This is a genomic window from Psychrobacter sp. UBA2769 (genome assembly GCF_002352555.1).
GTDB lineage: Bacteria > Pseudomonadota > Gammaproteobacteria > Pseudomonadales > Moraxellaceae > Psychrobacter > Psychrobacter maritimus.
In genome coordinates, this window is the sequence record NZ_DEIR01000012.1 from 83,358 (window position 1) to 105,220 (window position 21,863).

General features: G+C 43.5%; 21 protein-coding genes and 1 tRNA gene. 11 read left to right on the top strand and 11 right to left on the bottom strand.

The features are described 5' to 3' along the window. Positions 1 to 70 precede the first annotated feature (70 nt). The 6 genes from B3Q63_RS05075 to B3Q63_RS05100 all read right to left on the bottom strand — a co-directional run bounded on the left by B3Q63_RS05075 (position 71) and on the right by B3Q63_RS05100 (position 4,813). Complete coding sequence (locus B3Q63_RS05075; protein ID WP_201563681.1) at positions 71 to 694, bottom strand: F0F1 ATP synthase subunit delta; 624 nt, start codon at positions 692 to 694, stop codon at positions 71 to 73. Positions 695 to 707: 13 nt separating this feature from the next. Continuing rightward, positions 708 to 1,178, bottom strand: a complete 471-nt coding sequence (locus B3Q63_RS05080; protein WP_149490807.1) for a F0F1 ATP synthase subunit B — start codon at positions 1,176 to 1,178, stop codon at positions 708 to 710. A gap of 117 nt (positions 1,179 to 1,295) precedes the next feature. After that, positions 1,296 to 1,544, bottom strand: a complete 249-nt coding sequence (atpE, locus tag B3Q63_RS05085) for a F0F1 ATP synthase subunit C (RefSeq protein WP_025651437.1) — start codon at positions 1,542 to 1,544, stop codon at positions 1,296 to 1,298. Between the two features lie 33 nt (positions 1,545 to 1,577). After that, positions 1,578 to 2,444 carry a F0F1 ATP synthase subunit A gene (gene atpB / locus B3Q63_RS05090; RefSeq protein WP_149490806.1) on the bottom strand — a complete coding sequence of 289 codons (867 nt, stop codon included), beginning with the start codon at positions 2,442 to 2,444 and terminating at the stop codon, positions 1,578 to 1,580. 734 nt (positions 2,445 to 3,178) lie between these two features. Further along, complete coding sequence (locus tag B3Q63_RS05095; protein WP_201629341.1) at positions 3,179 to 3,586, bottom strand: ATP synthase subunit I; 408 nt, start codon at positions 3,584 to 3,586, stop codon at positions 3,179 to 3,181. A gap of 378 nt (positions 3,587 to 3,964) precedes the next feature. After that, complete coding sequence (locus tag B3Q63_RS05100) at positions 3,965 to 4,813, bottom strand: metal ABC transporter solute-binding protein, Zn/Mn family (protein ID WP_414706313.1); 849 nt, start codon at positions 4,811 to 4,813, stop codon at positions 3,965 to 3,967. A 276-nt stretch (positions 4,814 to 5,089) separates the two neighbouring features. On the opposite strand from B3Q63_RS05100, the gene B3Q63_RS05105 reads away from it, so the two are divergent. The 6 genes from B3Q63_RS05105 to gluQRS all read left to right on the top strand — a co-directional run bounded on the left by B3Q63_RS05105 (position 5,090) and on the right by gluQRS (position 10,676). Further along, positions 5,090 to 5,638 (top strand): transcriptional repressor, encoded by a 549-nt coding sequence (locus tag B3Q63_RS05105; RefSeq protein ID WP_296174481.1) that lies wholly within the window; start codon positions 5,090 to 5,092, stop codon positions 5,636 to 5,638. A gap of 155 nt (positions 5,639 to 5,793) precedes the next feature. Beyond that, positions 5,794 to 6,546 carry a metal ABC transporter ATP-binding protein gene (locus tag B3Q63_RS05110; protein WP_414706314.1) on the top strand — a complete coding sequence of 251 codons (753 nt, stop codon included), beginning with the start codon at positions 5,794 to 5,796 and terminating at the stop codon, positions 6,544 to 6,546. 69 nt (positions 6,547 to 6,615) lie between these two features. After that, complete coding sequence (locus B3Q63_RS05115) at positions 6,616 to 7,461, top strand: metal ABC transporter permease (RefSeq protein ID WP_201611553.1); 846 nt, start codon at positions 6,616 to 6,618, stop codon at positions 7,459 to 7,461. Positions 7,462 to 7,749: 288 nt separating this feature from the next. After that, positions 7,750 to 8,589, top strand: coding sequence for a metallophosphoesterase (locus B3Q63_RS05120; protein ID WP_296174489.1), 840 nt, complete (start codon positions 7,750 to 7,752; stop codon positions 8,587 to 8,589). Positions 8,590 to 8,998: 409 nt separating this feature from the next. Then, complete coding sequence (dksA, locus tag B3Q63_RS05125) at positions 8,999 to 9,436, top strand: RNA polymerase-binding protein DksA (RefSeq protein WP_201563693.1); 438 nt, start codon at positions 8,999 to 9,001, stop codon at positions 9,434 to 9,436. Positions 9,437 to 9,704: 268 nt separating this feature from the next. Continuing rightward, a complete protein-coding gene (gluQRS, locus tag B3Q63_RS05130; protein WP_296174491.1) occupies positions 9,705 to 10,676 on the top strand; it encodes a tRNA glutamyl-Q(34) synthetase GluQRS in 972 nt (323 codons plus the stop codon). A gap of 76 nt (positions 10,677 to 10,752) precedes the next feature. On the opposite strand, the gene B3Q63_RS05135 is transcribed toward gluQRS, so the two are convergent. Both B3Q63_RS05135 and murD read right to left on the bottom strand, forming a co-directional pair. After that, positions 10,753 to 11,949, bottom strand: coding sequence for an FtsW/RodA/SpoVE family cell cycle protein (locus tag B3Q63_RS05135; RefSeq protein WP_227670463.1), 1,197 nt, complete (start codon positions 11,947 to 11,949; stop codon positions 10,753 to 10,755). A gap of 416 nt (positions 11,950 to 12,365) precedes the next feature. Continuing rightward, a complete protein-coding gene (gene murD, locus B3Q63_RS05140; RefSeq protein WP_296174497.1) occupies positions 12,366 to 13,799 on the bottom strand; it encodes a UDP-N-acetylmuramoyl-L-alanine--D-glutamate ligase in 1,434 nt (477 codons plus the stop codon). An 830-nt stretch (positions 13,800 to 14,629) separates the two neighbouring features. On the opposite strand from murD, the gene B3Q63_RS05145 reads away from it, so the two are divergent. The 4 genes from B3Q63_RS05145 to B3Q63_RS05160 all read left to right on the top strand — a co-directional run bounded on the left by B3Q63_RS05145 (position 14,630) and on the right by B3Q63_RS05160 (position 19,261). Beyond that, positions 14,630 to 16,129 carry a SulP family inorganic anion transporter gene (locus B3Q63_RS05145; protein WP_201563699.1) on the top strand — a complete coding sequence of 500 codons (1,500 nt, stop codon included), beginning with the start codon at positions 14,630 to 14,632 and terminating at the stop codon, positions 16,127 to 16,129. A 148-nt stretch (positions 16,130 to 16,277) separates the two neighbouring features. Continuing rightward, positions 16,278 to 17,132 carry a universal stress protein gene (locus tag B3Q63_RS05150; RefSeq protein WP_201563701.1) on the top strand — a complete coding sequence of 285 codons (855 nt, stop codon included), beginning with the start codon at positions 16,278 to 16,280 and terminating at the stop codon, positions 17,130 to 17,132. A 444-nt stretch (positions 17,133 to 17,576) separates the two neighbouring features. Next, the gene (locus B3Q63_RS05155) at positions 17,577 to 17,915 is read left to right on the top strand and encodes a P-II family nitrogen regulator (protein WP_011514651.1); all 339 of its coding nucleotides are present in this window, start codon (positions 17,577 to 17,579) and stop codon (positions 17,913 to 17,915) included. A gap of 83 nt (positions 17,916 to 17,998) precedes the next feature. Beyond that, positions 17,999 to 19,261 (top strand): ammonium transporter, encoded by a 1,263-nt coding sequence (locus B3Q63_RS05160; RefSeq protein WP_296174503.1) that lies wholly within the window; start codon positions 17,999 to 18,001, stop codon positions 19,259 to 19,261. Positions 19,262 to 19,520: 259 nt separating this feature from the next. Here the strand turns inward: B3Q63_RS05160 and B3Q63_RS05165 are convergent, their stop codons facing one another. From B3Q63_RS05165 to B3Q63_RS05175, 3 genes are all read right to left on the bottom strand, one after another. Continuing rightward, a complete protein-coding gene (locus B3Q63_RS05165; protein WP_201545882.1) occupies positions 19,521 to 19,904 on the bottom strand; it encodes a DUF2147 domain-containing protein in 384 nt (127 codons plus the stop codon). 274 nt (positions 19,905 to 20,178) lie between these two features. Beyond that, positions 20,179 to 20,442, bottom strand: coding sequence for a hypothetical protein (locus tag B3Q63_RS05170; protein ID WP_296174507.1), 264 nt, complete (start codon positions 20,440 to 20,442; stop codon positions 20,179 to 20,181). A gap of 74 nt (positions 20,443 to 20,516) precedes the next feature. After that, positions 20,517 to 21,335, bottom strand: a complete 819-nt coding sequence (locus B3Q63_RS05175; RefSeq protein ID WP_296174510.1) for a DNA/RNA non-specific endonuclease — start codon at positions 21,333 to 21,335, stop codon at positions 20,517 to 20,519. Positions 21,336 to 21,556: 221 nt separating this feature from the next. Here B3Q63_RS05175 and B3Q63_RS05180 point away from each other — a divergent pair. After that, positions 21,557 to 21,647: transfer RNA gene (locus tag B3Q63_RS05180), tRNA-Ser, on the top strand. Positions 21,648 to 21,863: the final 216 nt, after the last annotated feature.

A 21,863-nucleotide genomic window follows, 5' to 3' on the forward strand; every position in this document is an offset into this window, starting at 1 on the left:
TGATAACCCGCCACTGACTTAAATGCTCTTATATCACGCAAGCTTTATTAAGCTGCACTGATGATTGGCATTAGGCAGTTAGCTGTGTTTTTAACTGTTGTAACTTGCCACGCATCGAATCATCGATGATTTTGTCACCGACTTTAATCGTAGCGCCCGCCAAAAGACTAGGATCAACCGACTCATGAATCACCACGCTCGCATTGAGCGAAGCAGCAAGACGCGTCTGCAGCGTATCACGCTGGGCATCGGTTAATGGATAAGCAGAGGTCACATAAGCGTCAAGCTGCTTTAAGCTTATTGCCTTGTGACGGCGATAATGCTCATAAACTTCAGGAAGCAGCGCCAGACGCTCTTGTTCTGATAACTGTTTAACGAAGTTACTAAGTGCTACTGATACTTTTGGATAGCTGGCGTTGCTGTCATGACGAGCCCCTTGGGTCTCGACTAATAACTGCTTAAAAGCAGAATCATTCGCGCTAGCTACTTCTGTATCATAAAGATCGACCAAAGCAGCTGACTTATGCTCAGCAGAAACAGCTGGATTGTCTAGCCAAGTACTGAACGACTTGTCACTGACAACGGTGCTGGCAATAAATAAGAAGTTTTCCCACTCATTTACTACCCCGTTTTCATTGGCATAGTCAAACGCGGCTTTAGCGTACGGTCGTGCTAAGGTTGATAAGTCAGCCATGATATCCTCACAATTACAGCTTCGCCGCCAGTTGGTCTAACATACTGGCATGTTTTTGCACATCGACTTTGTCTTGCAAAATCTTCTCTGCACCAAGTACAGCCAGTTCAGCAACTTGGGCACGCAATGATTCGCGCGCTTGATTGATTTCTTGGTCGATAGAGGCTTGCGCTTGTTGACGAATGCGCTCGCCTTCCGCTTGGGCTTGCGATTTTGCATCTTCAACAAGCTGATTGGCGCTCTTGTTCGCTTGCTCAATTAGAGCAGCAGCTTTGGTCTTTGCAAGATTAAGCTCCTGCTGTACATCTTGCTCCGCGGTCGCTAAATCTGCTTTTGCTTTTTCTGCGGCGTTTAAGCCTTCAGCAATTTTACGCTGACGCTCATTAATGGCACCGATAAGTGGTGGCCACACGAATTTCATGCAAAAAATCACAAATATTGCAAAAGCAATGGCTTGACCGATGAGGGTAGAATTGATATTCACGTGATCACCTCTTTGTTAATGAAAAATCAGTTTCATTGATCATATTTGATAGCCAAACTTTGGCTATGTTTAATATACAAACTTTGACCACCAAACATTTACAACTGAGCTTTCTGATTAACCTGCTAGAGGGTTAGCGAACAACAATAGCATAGCAATACCAACACCAATCATCGGTACGGCATCAAGTAGACCTGCCACGATGAACATACGAGTTTGCAGCTGTGAACCAAGCTCTGGTTGACGTGCAACACCTTCTAAGAACTTGCCGCCTAGAATAGCAAAACCAATGCCTGTGCCAAGTGCGCCAAGACCGATAAGCAGTGCTACTGCGATAACTGTGTAACCACCTAATACTGGATCCATTGATGTATCCTCATTTACCTATTGAATGTATAATTAATGTTCAGTTGATGATGCAAGCGACATATAAACTATCGTCAACATCATGAATACGAACGCTTGAAGGGTAATAATTAAGATGTGGAAAATTGCCCACGGTACAGATAACGCCCATTGAATCCAAAACGGCATCAGGGCAATCAATACGAAGATCAGCTCCCCAGCATACATGTTACCGAATAGACGCAAACCTAATGAGATTGGTTTGGCAATCAGAGTAACAAACTCTAAGATAAAGTTGATGGGGATTAAAATAATTTGCATGATTGGGTTTTTGGCGCTAAACGGATGCAGTGTTAACTCACCAACAAAGCCGCCCAACCCTTTTTCTTTAATACTATAGTAGATAATCAACGCAAAGACAGAGAACGACATGCCAAGGGTGATATTAGGATCAGTCGTTGGAACAATCTTGAAGAACACATGATGTGGATCATGACCCATCGCAGCGCCAACTAGGCCTGCAAGACTTGGAATAAAGTCAATAGGTAATAGATCCATCAAGTTCATCAAGAAAATCCACACAAAAATGGTTAACGCCAAAGGCGCAATCAATTTTGAGGTACCACTGTAAGAATCACGAACGTTGTTATCAACAAACTCAACGATCATCTCAACCGCTGCTTGAGTCTTACTTGGTACGCCTGAAGTAACTTTTTTGGCAACCATCCAAAAGATGGCACAAAATAAAATACCCAGACCGATTGACCATAACATAGAGTCAAGGTGGATAGCTTTAAAACCCATTAAACCTGCTTCTTCAGCAGTATAGGCAACTTTCCAACCTTCGCCCGGCAGATAGCCGTACGTCCAATTCGTTAAGTGGTGAGAGATATATTCTGATGATGTTTGCTCGGATGCCATAATGTAAGCTTCTTATTAATCAACGATTTAATCAACTACCAAAAAATATGGTTGTCATCTGATGAGGTGTTGGCGGTTTTAGTGAATCTACTACTCAGTAAATCAATAAATCCTGCGACAGCACTCATGTAACCAATAACATCCAACCCATAACTATCTAATTAATCTGCTATTACTCATTAACCAAACTGAATAACCAATGTACGACTACTGCTCAATTCGATAACGCCCGATAAATTTTAGCTATCAAAAAAGGGCTTATGATGATTCAGTAATAGCCCTTGCATGTGTACGCAAAAATGTCATATATGTGTCTGCTTATATCGTTTTATCACGATAAACGCTCAATACAGCGCTTGTCAGCAAGATATTTAGCTGCCTATATTAATGCAGCGTGGTATTCGTGTAAAGTCAATTATGACTTTTTTATTTACTGTATGAATACGTTAATCGCTGTTAACGTTAGCTTACATAGCTTTGCGTCTATAATACAATATTGATAATTTAATTATATCTGATAACCCTGTTTAGATAAGGGGTTAGTAATCGCAATTATTTGACGCTTTACGCTGAGATAAGCGCTATATTCATATTCTTATTGTAAAAACGGTTCTGAGTCATTTTATGATATATTAATGACGTTATAACAGTAATCGTAGAGAAGTTGGACCGCAGGATGACAAACTAACGTTATTTATAATATTGACCATTAAAATGATAATCGTCTATAAATACTAGCGTATATGCCACAACATCCAACTGTGACTAATCTGCATTACCATAAAACCGATGAATAGCGCAGGCGCTGATAGAGGTTGTATGGTAATAAAAATTAGTGCGAAACCGAACACGGTCAGTAGCCATTTGACCATCTGACCACGATATAGCTGGCTGACAATGTGTCTGCGCGCGCGATATCCGGTATACCAAAAGATAAATCCAGCAAACACGGCTTGGGTGGCAAAACTGAGTAGCGCACCAATGGCGTTACTCTTTGCAATAACCAGCGTGTGATTATCACTACCCAGCCAGGCGACATCTACTATCCAGCCAAGCACAATAAGGATAAATAAAATCCATGCTTGGCGTTTTAGGTAAATACCAATTTTATCTTTTTGGGTGCGTTTGGCAGGCTTGGTCATCGATATTTCTATAGCTCTATAACGTGGGGATAATGTAGCACAGTTGCGACAAAGTTATCCGTGAATGGCTCACTCTACAGACGTTATCTTTTAACCAAATTAAAACGCCACTTATTATAGGGAGCAAGGCAATTTTAAGCAAGTAAAATATGCCTTTTATCAAGCATTTACTTATCTGGCAATAAAGAGTGCTCTACAGAGTGAATAAAGTCTCGCGAATACATTAATAACAAGGTGTTTATATCGACGCATTTGCTAATGATGATTAAGCAAATGCGCCTTACGTCATTTTTAATTACTTGTTTACCGAGTCTTTTAAATAGCTTTTTTGAATAGCTTTATAAATTACCATCGTGCAAATCATTTATAGAAAAGTATTTATGCGATACATTGGCGAATTTGCTGCGCCATCGTCTGCCAACCGCTGACAAAGTCTTTACTGTTGCTCATATCTTCTGCTTGTACCGTACTTTTAACCGGTTGGAGCTTGGCGAGCAGACCTTTGGCAGGACTGCTTGGACTGACCAAACACATTTGCTTGGCTGGGCGCTGATCATGTAGCCAGCGTAGTTGACTGGCTTTCGGCGCTAAATGATGATCGGTACTTAAGCTGCCAATCAGCTGTAATTTGGCGCTGTCTTCCATATATTGATAAGCATCGTGATAGGCCCAATACGGCAAAGGTTTTTGCGCGTGGTTTGCATTGGCTGCGGCCACTGCCCTATTCATGCGCTGGGCAAATTTTTGCGCATTGGCATGATAAAGCGCTTTATATTGCGGATTGGCATGACTATGAATGACGGCAAGCGCACGGGTAATGGCTTTTGCATTGTCAGGATCGAGCCAAATATGCGGGTCAAGCGTGCCAGCGAGTGGTTTACCTTTAATATCACGAAGCGGATGACGTTTAAAGGCATCAAACTTAAATAAAGCAATTGCATTGGGCGCGCTATTTAGAGTGCTGGCTAAGTTGTTCTCTAAGGGTTCACCAAACCAGACCACAAACTTACTGTCCTGAATCGCTTTGATATCGCCCGGGCTGATACTACCGTGATGCCCCACCTCCCCTGCTTGCAATAACTGCTTGGCAGATGGCGCACCTTCTGTGACCGCTTTGCTTAATAAAAACAGCGGATAATTACTCACACTGACCGTTGCCGCTTGCGCGCTCATCATTAACGAGCCAAATATAATGACGCCTGTCGCTAATAAGCGCTGTAAGCCCATCGGTAAACGTATAAAACTTTTAAAAAATGAAATCATAATGGCTGCTTTTAAAGGTCAATAAATAATAATAGTGCGAATAATCGTTTTCAGACGTTATTTTGATTAAAATAGGCGTATGTACCGATAGGTTCAAACGCGATATCCGCCTTTGCATATTATTATGTTATACTATAACAATATAAAAAACCATCATAAATTGTGCCTTATACTAAAGTGCCTTGTAGATATAAAGGTGATAATTATAAAAGCGCTGGGTCATTTTTAGGAGCTTGCTTCATGTCTAGTCACTCACCCGTTTGCGATCATGTACACGATGTGCAAGATTTTACGCCGTCCGATGTGAATGAGCGCCTTATGGCCGCAAAAGAACAATGTCGCGCAAGCGGTGCGCGCTTTACGCCGTTGCGCCAACAAATCTATCAGTTAGTGTTAGAAGCCAATAAGCCTGTGGGTGCATATGATTTAATCACGCAGCTGCAACAAATGCGCCTGACCGAACCTGAAGCCAAAACTCCTGCTTCAGCTAAGCAGAAAAACAGTCAGACGCCAAAAAACGTCGCGCCGCCGACTGTGTATCGCAGCTTGGAGTTCTTATTAAGCGAAGGTTTGATTCATCAGCTAACGTCTATCAATGCTTATGTGCCTTGCTGTCATCCACGCGCCCAGCATACAGCAGCATTTTTAATCTGTGCCCAGTGTCAGCGTGTGCAAGAATGCAGCAGTTTACCAGTACAAGAAATCATGAGCTTTGCACAACAAGATGTCGGTTTTATGGTGGAGCGCAGTGTCATTGAGCTCAGTGGTCGCTGCCAAGCGTGTCAATAAAATAGTTGATTGCCAATATTTTAGGTTGACGCTTTTACCCTTAGCGATGCTTTTATCCCTATTATTGTGGTTCCATTACTCACTTATCACCAACATATCAGTACTGCCCTATGAGCCTAGCGACTTCCCCAACCAAGCCATCCTCTGCCATTAATATGAGTGATAAGACGATGAATAATGCCACCAAACTGCTGAGCTTAAGCGATATCAGCTACCATATCGGGCAGCAACGCATCCTCTCGCATATCGACATTGATATTGCCGTCAATGAAACGGTCAGCCTTATCGGTCCTAATGGCGCGGGCAAATCGACGCTGGTAAAGCTGGTTTTGGGTTTGATCGAGCCAACGAATGGACAGATAACACCGCACCAAAAGTTACAGCTCGGTTATGTGCCGCAGCGCTTTACGGTCGCGCCCATTTTACCGTTACGCGTGTGCGATTTATTGGCCCAAGCAGATAAAAAGCGCTTAACCGCTGAGCAGCGTCAATTTATATTTGAAAAATTATCCTTAACGCATCTGCTATCACGGCAAATGCTGCACCTGTCAGGCGGTGAAACCCAGCGCGTATTGCTAGCGCGTGCTTTGTTGGATAAACCCAATTTATTAATTTTAGATGAGCCAATGCAAGGGCTTGACCTTGATACGGAAGTTTGGCTGTATCAGTTTATTGATGAGCTGCCGGAGTTTTTACGCTGCGCCATGTTAGTCGTTTCGCATGATTTGCATTGGGTGATGAAAGGTAGCAGGCGTGTCATTTGTCTCAATAAACATATCTGCTGTGAGGGACAACCAAGCGAGCTTGCTATTAGTTCAGAGTTTCAAAAGCTCTTTGGACATCATTATGAGCAGCCGTATGTCCATCAGCCGCACGCCTGCGAGCATCATGCGCCAAGCGAGATATAATTAACAACCAAGCTTATTCAGGCAACAACCGCCTTATTCCTTTTTCTAAAAATGTTACGGATATCTATTATGACCGCTTGGTTAGCCATCATTGCCCCTGCCTGGATTGCTGGCAGCATTTTAGCCTTACTTTCTGCGCCTTTAGGTTGCTTGGTATTATGGCGCCGCATGGCGTTTTTTGCCGATGCACTGGCGCATGGGACATTGTTAGGGGTAGCGTTGGCAGTATTATGGCAATTACCTATGGGCATTGGTATTGGCATTGTCAGTGTAATGGTGGTACTGGGACTGGTATTAATTGATGATGAGCGCTTGCCCGTCGATGCGGTGCTAGCCGTGGTTGCAGTGTCGCTACTGTGCTTAGGGTTATTAACGTTAACCCAGCTGACCGACCAGCAAGCCAATGTCTTAGGCTTCTTATTTGGCAATTTACTTGAGCTTGATTGGGCGGATTTACCTTTAATTGCAACCAGTGTTTTGGTGGGCTTAGGATTACTTATTTATATATGGCCGGCGCAAATCAAACTGGCTACTCATGAGGCTTTGGCACGGATTCAAGGTATTAATCCGACTCGTCAGCGGCTGTTTTTTATGGGCGTATTGGCGGGGTTTTGTGCCATTGCCTTGCAAGCGGTTGGTAGCTTATTAATCAGTGGTTTATTGGTATTGCCCGCGCTGACCGCCCGTCTCTGGTCAGCCTCGCCAAAACAAATGGTTATTATCGCTTTAATCATTGCCCAGCTCGGCGTCACGCTTGGCGTCTGGGGCAGTATCTGGTTTGATATCCAGACCGGACTTGCTATCGTTTTAGTCCTCGCTATTTTATTTTTTATTGCGCTGATTATCTCAAAGCTAATAGGCATAAAATCAGGTACAAAATCTCTGATGGCAAAATTTTGGTCGCCACGCCACTAGTCGCCACGCCACTAGTCGCCACGCCACTAGTCGCCACGCCACTAAATATCCAAATATCTGGCAGCGCTTATGGCGGTCGCAGCAGTTATTATCACCGTCATAAGAAAGCTATTTACTTCGCCTTTATCGAACTTTATTTCATCAATATTGCTAGAGCTTTACTCGTCATAATGTTATAAACTTTCTCTAATATTATCAAGAATATAGTTAACGACTTTTATAATAAAATAAATGCTTTCTACGGTGTTTTGATTGAACGCGATTTTGATTGATAAGGGACTAAATCCAATGCTTAGCTATCCTGCCAGCGCCATCAGCACGCCAGACGGACAGGTAAATATTCTGCAAATCACTGATTTGCACTTATCATCCCATGTGCCTGCGGCGGTTGACGAAACCAGTAGTGAAGTGGCGATTTGCCAGTACAGCTTTGAGGCAATTATCAAACAAGCGTTAAGCGAAGACCGGCGCTGTGACTTAATCATTGTCACAGGCGATTTGGTCAATAAAGTACAAACTGATATTTACGACCATATTTTTAAGGTGTTGCAGGCGACCGGCATTCCTTTTGCTTGTATCGCAGGCAACCATGATGTCACCGATGAAAATGACAGTGAGCTGCCATTTTTTCAGCGTGAACTGATTGCCAGACCTACCGATGAGCGCCTGCTAAGCCGACATATGATTGAGACGGAGCATTGGCAGCTGCTGCTATTAGACTCGTCCATCACTGGTAAAGTAGCAGGAGAGGTGACAGCGACCGACATTGATTGGCTATGTCAGCAGCTAGAGACTTGCACGAAGCCTGCGCTCATCGCCTTACACCATCACGTGATACCGGTCGACTCTGACTGGATTGATCAGCATATGGTAAAAAATGCCGATACTTTTTGGCAACGGATGGCGGCATTTGAGCATCTAAAAGTGATTATCAGCGGGCATACCCATCAAGAGCAAGTCCGTCAGCGGCAAGGAGTGACGGTGTATAGCACGCCGTCTACTTGCTATCAGTTTCAACCTTTTGAAGACGATTTTGCTTATGATAAAAACGCCCTACCCGGATATCGTTGGTTGCAATTAGCCAACAATGGAGAGGTTGCAAGCTGGGTCGAAAGACTAGATACTTGACGACCAGTTTTATTGGCTAAAATTTGGCTAGAATAATATCGCCAGAGCCTGTATCTTATACTGTTAGACAATGTAAGAAAAATAAGCATGGTCTAAGCTTTATTTAGACAAAATTATAATAGCTAGGATGGCTAACTTGACCACAAGCTAAGTTTTCACAGTCAGGGATTTGTCTATTTATTTAACCGTAAGCATTTAAATAAATAAATTCATGACAATATACCTGACCATTGATAGGTCGCCCGCGTCCTATCGAGATAACCGTATTATTAGATCAGCTGTGTTACTTGTGTTACTAAGTGGTAAAACGTTTTATAAAGGGACAATTTATAGCGTTTGATAAATTTATAACGTCTTGTCTTTTGATATGTCGTTTTATTGAATTAATTTGAAAAAGTAGGATACCCATATGAGCACCCTGACCACGAATCCGAGTGATGTAAAGTTCACCCCTTATGAACCTGCCAAAGACGAAGAGTATATGTCTGATGAGCAATTGGCGCATTTTAAGGCAATGTTATTAGATTGGAAGCACCAACTGATTGGCGAAGCGGATCGTACTAAGACTTATATTCAAGATGAGTCTAGCGCCATGCCAGATATCAATGACCGCGCCACGCAAGAAGAAGAGTTTGCTTTGACCTTGCGTACGCGTGACCGTGAACGTAAACTGATTCGCAAAATCGATAAATCTCTCGCCGAAATTGAAAACGATGATTACGGATTTTGTGAAACTTGTGGCGTAGAGATTGGTCTGCGTCGCCTCGAAGCCCGTCCAACAGCAACTCAGTGCATTGACTGCAAGACTTTATCTGAGATTAAAGAGCGTCAAAACCAAGGTGCTTAAATAAGGTGCTTAAATCCAGATAGTTTAAAAGTCATTAATACTCTAATATAAAAACGAGCGACCATTTATTGGTCGCTCGTTGCGTTTTAGGTTCTTGTTTTTTATTTTCCTGCCTTTTATATATCGCCAGTTATAGATGAACTTGATGCTTATTGACACGCCACCAACAAAATAGGCATATTTGATAAATATCTTTTTGGCGCTATATTTATTATTCTATGTTTTTATTCTACTGATACTGCCTACTTTGAAAACCATCCATACTCCTATGCCAATTCAAATTTCAACTCCAGCCGCAGCCGCATCGTCATCACAGCCTATCGGGCGTTTTGCCCCGTCACCCACTGGTGAGCTGCATCTTGGTTCATTAACGACAGCGCTTGCCAGCTTTTGTCATATCAAATCTATCGGTGGTAAGTGGCTCTTACGTATCGAAGACACTGATACTGAACGCTGCGATAGCCAGTTTACTGAGCAGATTTTGATTGATTTGGAGGTGCTCGGGCTACACTGGGATGGCGATGTCATCTACCAATCTGAACGCATTGATATTTATAATGATTACTTATCTTCAAGTCTCTATCCGCTGACCTACGGCTGTCAGTGCTCACGCAAAAGTCTTGAGCGTTATTGGGAGCGAAAAGCGATAGGAGAAAGTATTGACCCGCAGCAGGCAAACCAAAAACTTCTAAACAGACAACGTTATCCGCGCTGCTGTCTAGATGTAGGTTTTGATAAAGCGCAAAATAAGCTACGTATACAGTTGCCAAATTATCGCATGGGCTTTAAAGATGGCATTCAAGGCATGCAATGGGATAACCCGCAGTACACCTTGGGAGATATGGTGGTACGTCGCCAAGATGGCATGATTAACTATATTTTAGCAGCCAGTCTTGATGATGGACTGCAAGGTGTCACGCATATCATGCGCGGCTTGGATATTTTACCGATGACCACCGCCCAAATCAGCATTATGCATGCCGCGCGCTTACCGGCTATCGACTATTGGTATCATTTGCCGCTGATATGCAGTCCTGACGGTCAAAAGCTGTCGAAACAAAACCTTGCCCAGCCGATTGATACTCGCGACCCAAGTAAGCTAATTACTCATGCTTTACAGCTATTGCAGCAGCCTGCCGTTGATAGCGATACCCCAACAAATATGCTGAAGCAAGCGATTGCACAATGGGATAATTTGCCGCTACAAAATATGCAGTCTTTAAATATGCCGAGCATTTAATAACATAGTCCTAAGCCCTAATAGAAAAAACGCCGCTATTAGCGACGCTTTTTTTATAGTTAATGATTAGAGTGACTTAATAATAACGACACTGGCTTTTCTCAATCTCAGGGCTTTCTTTATAAATCTTTAGCAGCACCGCCACCATCACCAAGCTAATCAGCATCGATGAACCGCCATAACTAAAGAATGGCATGGTCAAGCCTTTGGTCGGAATCGCGCCCATATTCATCGCCGCATTAATAATGGTTTGGGCAATAAACACCACCGCGATACCAAAGGCGGTATAACTCATACGCATTTGGCGACGTTTAAGGGCATTATAACTGATGCGCATGGCACTACCGATAATGAGCGCCTCCAGTATCAAGATCATCGTGACGCCAACAAAGCCCAATTCTTCACCGGTAATCGCTAACAGAAAATCCGTATGCGCCTCTGGCAAATGCGACAGTTTTTGTACACTTTCGCCATAACCGACACCGGTAAACTGACCACGACCAAAGGCGATTAAGCTGCGTGCCAACTGATAATCGGTATCTTGCACATCATCAAAAGGGTCCAAAAACGACATCACACGTACGAGTCGATATTGTACGGTCGCTACCATTAATACTGCGCCACCAACGGCGACAGCACCGAGCGCGATAAACTGCTTATAAGGCGCGCCAGCAATATAAAATATCGCAAAGACAGTACCGATAATAACCACAAACGAGCCAAAATCTGGCTGCGCTAGTAACAGAACGGTAATTAGCCCGACCACTATCGCAATGCGTAAAAAGCCATCCCAACCATTACGTACCTCAAATGAGCGCCGTACCACAAAGTCTGAGACAAATATAATCATCACCAGCTTTGCAAGCTCTGCGACCTGAAAGTTAAAGCCGCCGAGCGTTAGCCAACGCTTCGAGCCGTTAATAGGCGTACTAAATAAGGTGGCAAATAACAAGAGCCCGGTAATCGCCAACAGCATAAACTGGGTTTCAGTTCTATAGAGCCTTTTTAGCGATACCAGTTTATAAGAAAAACCGGCGATAAACAGACCAATACCCATGTAGAGGAGCTGATTATAGAAAAAATTTAACTCGCTCATGCCGCGACTGAGCGCAAAAGGAATAGAAGCAGAAGCCACCATCAATAAGCTAAGCACCAACATACAGCCGACGCTCGATAATAAAATTGCGCGCGCTGATGGCATAGACAGAATACCATCTGAGCCAGTAGCTTGTGGCGATTGAGAGTTCGAACGAAAAAGAGAAGAGAGCGCCATAATTTTATATACACTAGCAAACGAAAAAACACGGCGTTTATAAAACGCCACCGTTTAAAAAATATGAAATAGATTTTATTTAAAAAGATAATAGCAGACAGCTAGTTAGTGACAAACCACGCTTTTTGGCAGTTTACCGTGTCAATATTCAGTACTGACATGGCAAGGTGGCTGGGTTACTGCTTGGTTCGTCACCTGATTCATCACTTGGTTTACATAAGCCTTACTGCTTATATTTGACAGTAGCAGCAATTTATAAGCAAAACAATCATTTATCAAAAAACGCCTGCCATTTTTACAACGATAAACGAAACAGTATAAAAGCTGATGGTCGTGCTATCTAGCGACAAGCTCTTTTATGGCAACTTATCTCACGACCAACTATCTGATGACACACTATCTTATGAAACATTATCTTAATAAACACTGCCTTGTGAGACAGTGTCTAACTGCTTAACAAGCTGACTAAAGTGCTCGCCTCGGGCAGCAAAACCACTAAACTGATCAAAGCTGGCGCAAGCAGGCGATAAGAGCACCGCTTGTACTTGCGATAAGCTACTTTCTGTGACTTGTTTAATCATCGCAAAAGCGCCTTCTAACGTCTGGCACTGATGTAATGAAACATCGTCAGCACGGATGCCTGCTGCTCGTAAATGCTGCTCAATCTGTTGGCTGTCTTCGCCAATAAACAGCATTTGGCTGACATACTGATTGATAAACGGCGTCAATTCACCAAATTGCTGCCCTTTGCCCTGCCCGCCTAGGATTAATAATAGCTTACCGTCTTTAGGTGCGTATACCGCCCCTAAGCCCTCGACAGCTGCCATGGTTGAACCAATATTGGTGCCTTTAGAATCATTAAAATAATCAATCCCATCGACTGTGGCGACATATTCACAGCGATGCTCAAGCCCTGTGAATGCTTGCAAAGTATTAAGCATACTATCAAGTGGTAAACCAGCAAGCTCACCCAATGCCAAAGCTGCTTGCGCATTAAGCAAATTATGACGACCTTTAATGCGCAGTTTATCCGCCGAGAGCAAACGCTCTGTCCCGCGGGCTAAATACGTCTGCCCTTCTGAGTCGGTAATCAGCCCATATTGACCTTTGTCAGGAGCGTGAATGCCCGTGCTCAAACGTGGCAAATTATCCGCCACCAGCGGGCGCGTCAAGGCATCTTCGCGGTTGATAACCACTGACTTGACACCTTGAAAGATACGATGCTTGGCTTGATGATAACCGAGCATATCGCCATGACGGTCTAAGTGGTCAGGCGACATATTCAGTACCGTTGCCACTTGTGCGCCTAAATTGGTGACGGTCTCTAATTGGAAACTTGATAGCTCCAGAACTGCCAACTCCATCTCGCTATTAGACAGCAGAGTCAGTGCTGGCACGCCAATATTGCCGCCCACGCCAACATTCACCCCTGCATCCGCCGCCATTTGGCCAACCAATGTGGTTACGGTACTTTTAGCGTTAGAGCCAGTAATGGCAATAATCGGTACGCGGCACGCTTCACAAAATAATTGAATGTCGCTGACGACCGGAATATTCGCCTCTTTCGCCGCGGCAACTGCTGCTGTTTTTAATGAGATGCCAGGGCTGATGATAATTCGAGCGGCTTGTTGCAATAACTCTGCATCTATCGCCCCAAATTGGCGAATCTCAACAGCAGCAGGTAATTGGTCTGCTAAAGTGGGACTCACTTGATTATCAGTCACAGCGACTTGGTAGCCTTGCGCGGTCAAATAATGCGCCACCGACAGCCCCGACTGCCCCAAACCGACCACGACTTGTAAACCACTGCCTTTATGAAGTAAGGCTTCTTTTGCGGTGCTGGCGGTCATATCTATTCCTTCTATCTATTGGACGAAAAAAATTGTGTCAAGCATACGGGTTTCATAAGCAGCTTTATAAACAGCTTTTATAAGTAGATTCTATAAACAAACTGCCTATAAACTTAGCTCTATAAATAGGCGCTATATATAGCCTGCGTAAGGCGCTTTAGATGAACAGCATCATAAAGGTATCACTCGGATTTCGGTACTGGTTTTTTGAGACTTTGTGTTATTATGCGCCTGTTTTTATATTGAGTCGCTAATGCTATAATAGCTGCCCTAATAGGAACCGCTAGGTTAAATAGCTATTTTGACCAAGTATGCAATCTAGCATTTTAGTTTAGCATGTTGTCACACGTATCGCGCTATTGTCACATCTCTTCAGCAACGATTCATATGGTGATAATGGTATGACAGGCAAGCACTGCCCTATATTGTGGCGTTTTCGTCTGACAGATTATTTATCTTCTTCTACCGCAATAGATCATCGCGGACACTTATTCATCATTTTAAAGACTGTCATCATATTGATTATGGGTGATGGCATTTGCGATACCGTTATAAAGGTCGATAGCTAAGTAGTTAGCTAATATTCAAGCAGATAATTACTTAAGCAGGCAATTACTCAAGCAAATAATAGTGCCACAGCCATATGACTGCATGAGTACCTGTTTACAGAACGATTATCAGCATCTATCACGATGACTGATTTTTATAACGTAATTATGGTCGATATCATCTCGACATAGTTAATCACGATGCAATCCTTTTATCGCTAAGCGTTAACGCTCAATGATGAACGATTGCTTTTTTTGCCTCTAACCCTATGCAGTTTACTTATGACATCTTTTTTTGGCAGTTTACGTGAAGAGTGGTTTTCCAATATTCGCGGTGATACGTTATCAGGTTTGGTCGTCGCACTGGCCTTGATTCCAGAAGCGATTGCCTTTTCCATTATCGCCGGTGTCGACCCAAAAGTCGGTCTGTATGCATCGTTTTGTATCGCCGTGGTGATTAGTTTCGTTGGTGGTCGTCCCGGTATGATTTCAGCGGCGACCGGTGCCATGGCGCTGGTCATGGTTGATTTAGTTGCCGAGCACGGCTTGCAGTATTTGCTAGCGGCAACCTTATTTTGCGGCGTTATCCAGATAATCATGGGTATCTTTAAGCTTGGTAACTTAATGCGCTTTGTATCGCGCTCGGTGGTCATTGGTTTTGTCAATGCGCTGGCGATTTTGATCTTTGCTGCTCAGTTGCCCGAGCTGAACCCGATGACTGAGCGCGTCGGCATGACGGTTTATATCATGACCGCAGCCGGTTTGGCCATTATCTACTTGTTTCCGCTGATTCCTAAAATCGGACGCGTGATTCCATCGCCACTGATTTGTATCGTTGGCCTAACCGCGGTCGCCATGTATATGAACCTTGATATTCGTAACGTCGGTAGCATGGGCGATTTGCCAGATTCTTTACCGGTATTTTTATTACCTGATATTCCGCTCAATTTGAATACCTTATTGATTATCGCACCTTATTCTATCGCGCTTGCCGTCGTAGGTTTATTAGAATCTATGATGACCGCAACCATTGTCGATGAATTAACTGACACGCCAAGTGATAAAAACAAAGAATGCCGTGGTCAAGGTATCGCCAACGTAGTGTCGGGATTCTTTGGTGGGATGGCAGGTTGCGCAATGATTGGACAGTCGATGATTAACGTCAAATCTGGCGGTCGTACGCGTTTATCAACGCTCATCGCTGGCGTGGTACTGCTTATCATGGTGGTATTCTTAAGTGACTGGGTCAGCCTGATACCGATGGCCGCACTAGTGGCGGTGATGATTATGGTTTCTATCGGCACCTTTAATTGGCAATCTATCCGTGAATTTAAAACCCATCCGATGTCCTTTAATATCGTTATGCTAGCGACGGTTTTGACCACCGTCTTTACTCATAACCTAGCGTATGGCGTCGGCGTTGGGGTATTGTTATCTGCCTTAGCATTTGCCAATAAAATCGGGCAATTCTTAACCATCTTTAGTGAATATGACGACAGCAGCAATACCCGCTATTACTACGTGCAAGGGCAGGTTTTCTTTGCTTCAACGACGCAGTTTTTGCAGAGTTTTGATACTAAAGAAGCCTTGGACAGCGTACATATTGACGTCAGCCAAGCTCATTTTTGGGACGTCAGTGCCGTTGATACCTTGGACAAGCTGGTCATGCGCTTGCAACGTGAAGGCATTGATGTCAAAGTGGTTGGACTCAATAGCGCCAGCCGCACCCTTATCGATCGTTTTTCGATTCATGATCGCCGAGATATTGGGCTCTTGGATTAAGCAAAACTGCATGGGTGTTATCAAGCTGAGATAAACGTTTGGTTTATTCATCAGCAATTATATTGGTATATAAAATCAGGCTCGCTGGTTAAAGGATGACTTTAACCAACGGGCCTGTGTTTTCATTATTGAGATATGTGGTGCCTTTATGAGTAATTTGAAGCCAGATAGCGTGATTGCTTGCTTGGACTGTCCCGATCATGTGCAGGCCGTATTGGATGCCAGTATGTGGGCATCTATTCGTCTGCAAGCGCCCATTGGCCTGCTCCATTCCGTACCAAGTTTACAACAAAAAGCCGCCGTTGATTATTCCGGCTGCCTAAATATTGATGATGAAAATGTCTTGCTCGATCAATTTACGGCAAAAGAACACTTCAGTAATAGCGAGCTAAAAGCCCAAGGTAAGCTGCTGCTACACCAAGCAACCACTTACTGCGAGCAGCAACCTCATAAGTTTAAAACCTATACATTACATCGGCATGAAAACTTGAGTGATAGCATTGATTACGTCGATGACAAAGCACAATTAATCGTCATCGGTCATCATGTCACCTGCAAATCAACCTTAAGCCAGCTTATCCGCTTAAGCCACTGCCCCATTTTGGTGACTCATGCACCATTTTTGCCCCCAACCACGGCATTATTTGCTTTTGACAATAGCCCTACTTCGCATAAATTGCTCAATTGGCTGTGTAAAACGGCTCTTGTTCGGGCGCTGACCGTGCATATCGTCATGGTTGCCAAAGAAAATTCAGAAAACTGCGATGCACTGCGGGAAGCGTATGCACGCCTTAAGCAAGCTGGCATCAAATGTAAAAAGGCCTTGCTTGACTGCCGCGATGTGACTGCCGCCTTAAACTATTATCAAAGTAAAAATGATATTGGTCTGCTAATGACCGGGGCTTTTGGGCAACCACGTTTGCTTGAACTGCTAAAAGGTAGCGAGACCAAAAAACTGCTTGGTAGCACCAAGACCCCGTATTTACTATTCCCCAAGGCTTAAGGCCGCTCGTTTATTTGAATACAGAGGCTGAATATTAAGCGTGATTCATCGCGCTTTACTATCGTATTTAGCTTAAGCCTCTGTAACCTCTTCCTGTTACGCCTCCTCGTTTCTTTGCCCTCACCTTTTATCAAATCATCACATGAAATAAAGTGATAGCCTCCCCAAGTGCTTAAAAAGTTGGTTATAATAAAGTTTTCGTTCATGCAACGTTAAAGGTTGATTTCTCTAACTTATACCAATAACTGTGCTATTTATTGTTATGGTATAAGCGCTATTTTTTGTCATACTGATGAGTGTTTTTGAGCGCATGTGCGCAAACCTACCTACCCCCTTGAGTAGGTTTGGCACAGTTCTTGAAGCGCTAACCATAAGCATGACAATAATATGCGGCAGCAAACTGCCTCTATTAACCTGCGACATCACCCATATAAGGATTTTTTTATGAAGCTAATCACTGCGATCTTAAAACCGTTTAAGCTCGATGATGTGCGTGAAGCGCTTTCTGACATCGGTGTGAAAGGTGTCACCGTCACCGAGGTTAAAGGTTTCGGTCGTCAAAAAGGTCATACCGAGCTCTATCGCGGCGCCGAGTACGTGGTGGACTTTTTACCTAAAGTAAAAGTCGAAGTGGCGGTGATGGATGAGATGGTCGAACCTGCTATCGAAGCCATTACGCGTATCGCCAGTACTGGCAAAATCGGCGACGGCAAGATATTCGTGACCAATCTTGAGCAAGTCATTCGTATTCGTACGGGTGAGACAGGTCCTGACGCTATTTAATAATTAAGCGCCAGACCATCTATAAACACTGATTTATAGGTCATCTCGATAGTTATATTGCATATATTCAAGGGGGAATTAACATGCAAAACCAAATCTTTGAGCTCCAGTACGCGCTAGATACGTTTTACTTCTTAATGTGTGGGGCGCTGGTCATGTGGATGGCAGCTGGCTTCACCATGTTAGAAGCAGGATTGATACGCTCAAAAAACACCGTCGAAATCCTCACCAAAAATATCGCCCTTTTTGCCACCGCCTGTACCATGTATATGATATGCGGTTATGCCATTATGTATGATGGCAATCTGTTTTTGAGCGGTATTGCTGGCACTGAAACCTTAGTAGCAGACGCATTGGCGACCTCAGCTGAAAATGGCTTTGCTGGTGATGCCGTATATTCGGCCGCCTCTGATTTCTTCTTCCAAGTGGTTTTTGTCGCCACCTGTATGTCAATCGTTTCAGGCGCCGTAGCTGAACGCATGAAGTTATGGTCTTTTTTACTGTTTGCCGTTGTTATGACCGGAGTTATTTACCCATTAGAAGGTAGCTGGACGTGGGGCGGTAAAGCCGTGTTTGGCCTATTTAGCCTTGGCGATTTGGGATTTTCTGATTTTGCGGGCTCAGGTATCGTCCATATGGCAGGAGCTGCTGCCGCGTTATCAGGGGTCTTGCTGTTAGGGGCACGTAGAGGTAAATACGGTCCCAATGGTGAGATACGTGCTATCCCTGGTGCCAATTTACCCTTAGCTGCGCTTGGTACGCTTATTTTATGGATGGGCTGGTTTGGCTTTAACGGCGGCTCAGTGCTCAAGCTTGGCGATATCGCCAGCGCCAATGCGGTTGCCGTAGTGTTTTTGAATACCAATGCCGCTGCTGCCGGTGGAGCCATCGGCGCCCTTATCATCGCGCGCATCATCTTTGGTAAGGCAGATTTAACCATGCTCTTAAATGGTGCATTAGCCGGTCTTGTCGCTATCACTGCTGAACCCTCTACGCCATCAGCGCTTCAGGCAACGCTATTTGGAATGGTGGCAGGCGTCATCGTTGTACTATCCATCTTAATATTGGATAAAATAAAAATTGATGATCCAGTTGGCGCTATCTCGGTGCATGGCGTGGCAGGCTTATTCGGTCTACTAATTGTCCCTCTGACCAATCCAGCCGCTACATTGCTCGGTCAAATTGCTGGTGCTGCGACCATCTTTACTTGGGTGTTTATAAGTAGTCTGATAGTCTGGAGCATCATTAAATTTGTCATAGGTCTGCGTATCTCTGAAGAAGAAGAATATCAAGGAGCAGACATTGCTGAATGTGGTATGGAAGCCTATCCAGAGTTTATAAGGTAAGCCTACTATCTACGATGGTTTTATTGAGGACTATTTTATCCACAATAAGACCATCATTAATAAAATTGGCATTGATAAAATCGGTATTAATAAATTTCACATTAAAAAAACATCATTGATAAAAGCGCCATCATTAAAAATCCCGCATAACCTTTCGGTCATGCGGGATTCTTTATGCTTTAAAGTTTTAACACTTTATCTTTCTATGAAGTCTATTATACGTTAACAACCAAACTTCATAAGGCAGAATTATAGCAGTTTATTTCTTTTTCCACGTTTGGCTACGTGAGAATGGACCGATATAACCTTTTAGTTTTAAAGTGCTGCCACTTAGATTAGCAGTCATGCGATAGTCTTTATTTTTTTCAGGGTCAGTAATCGTACCGCCACTGTATTTACCACCACCGTCAGCTTTCAGACCAGAGATAATCGTCATGCCAACATGCTTCTTACCTTTTTCTGAAGTCGTGCTGATAAGCTTACCCGTTAGGACGCCGTTAGACTCAGTGATTTTAACCACGCCTTTTGGCTGGCCTTCATCAAAAGTCTGCCAAGTAGTGTTGTGTAATGGGTCAGCGGCGAATGCCATGCTTGCTAAACTGATACCAGCAACTGCTAAAGTAGTTTTTGCGAATAATTTCATAAATTGACTCCCTTCATTCAATGATTACTAGAAACGTTGTGTTTCTGATGTCCTACGCTTATCCTTTTATCAACAATCTTTTATTGCAAGCTTGCAGCTCTATCCTAAGTTTCAGTTGAAAGCCGATATTAATATCTTATTAATGCTTAGCTTTGCAAAAAAAAGTTTGATCGACATAAGCGATGTCTTGACCCATTATAAGCAATTTTTAGATTTTGCCTAGTAATTTTTTTATAGTTTATTATTACTATAAAATCAAAAGCATATCAAACAGTTACAGGAACGGATTGTCTATAATTTTATCCGCTTGGTCATCTTTTTCTTTTGACTTATCATCGTAATTACTATATTGAGTGCGGTTTTCAAATGCCAGCATAATTTTACTAGTGAGCTCGTGTAGCTGCTGTGCTTGCTCATATCCCGCCTCATTAAAGACCAGATTAATGTCACCATAAATAATGATTTTATCTTCTTGATTTTCAATAACCAAATCACCAATCTGCATACTCTGGTGATTATTTGCAAATGGATCAATCATCTCGTCCTCCTTTACCTTAACAGCGCATTACCCAATCTTTCAATGCTGTGGGGATTTAGTTACATTTAAACCACTTATGCCCGTAATTGTGCCATGAGCCAGTCAATGATTGCTAGGACAAATAGCATCCAAACCGGTTCTTCTTGGGGAGTTTCGGGCAAATCGGAGCTGTCACCTGCTTTTAAAGGCAAATCAAACGCTTGGGCTTTGGTTTGGGCATCCAATACCGGTAACACATCGATGCCAATCTTGGCGGTTAATTCGTCAAGACTAATCACCTCTATACGCTCTGATTCATCATTGGGCGCATAATAGACGCCTGCTTGGTTGCTTGCAGGTATGTAAACGGCTTTAAAGAAATGACTGGGTACCAGTACACGATCCGCCAGTTGTTTGGTTTTTTTACTGGTAAAAGACACTCCCGTAATGGTGTAAACCTCGCCATATTGCTGGGTTAGATAGCGCGTGGCAGACTCAATATTACGCCAAATATAGCGATTATTACGCGGTGATTGCGGCGCGATGTTAGCAAGGCTAAAACTATCATACTGCTGGCTGCGATTGGCCATATTGCCATTGGGCGCTAAATGCCCGCGATCATAACCGGAGCCTGAATAATCAGACAGTTTGGCACGCATGGATTTTGGCAGGCGGCTTTCTTCATGAAAACTGTCTTCACGATCAATCTCTTTGGCTTGCTGCAAGCGCTTGCGGTCGAGATATTCTGCTGACCACAGCGGGGTGCGTGATACGCCCGAGTACATAACGGCAAAACCGTCCATACATAGCGCTTGGGTGTTATTACTGAGCTTAGGATTGGTAAATTCAGGATAGACGCCACCATAAAAAGACTGGCTACACTGACTCAGATCATCCGCGTGTGCAGACGACATCCCTATTAAGACAGTGAATACTGCCATTATGAGGTTATTTTTAACCCGTGCTTTATCTTTAAAAAAACTTATCATGCCACTTTCAACCATCTATGCCTGCCATTACGTATGCGCTATCCTAGCAGGCAGTTACCAATAAAGAAAGATGCGGCGTAAGTGGTGACATTTTAAATGCTATCCGCTATACTGAGGCAGCCAAAAATCTTGGTCTTGCAAAAAACGGTGAAGTGGGTGAGTGGCTGAAACCGCACGCCTGGAAAGTGTGTATACGTTCATAGCGTATCGAGGGTTCGAATCCCTCCTTCACCGCCAATCTTATTAAAAACCCATTTTCCCACCTCGCCCCAATTCTACCCATATACCAGTTAAGCCCTTTATAAATAACGCGTCTAGCGTTTTTTTTATGCCCACTATTTTCCCAACTCCACCCAATGGGACCCACCTATCACATCGCTTGTGTTGGTCTATTCGTTGGTCTATGATTCAATTAGACCTCAAAAAGACCAACATTTAATAGCTTTATGATTC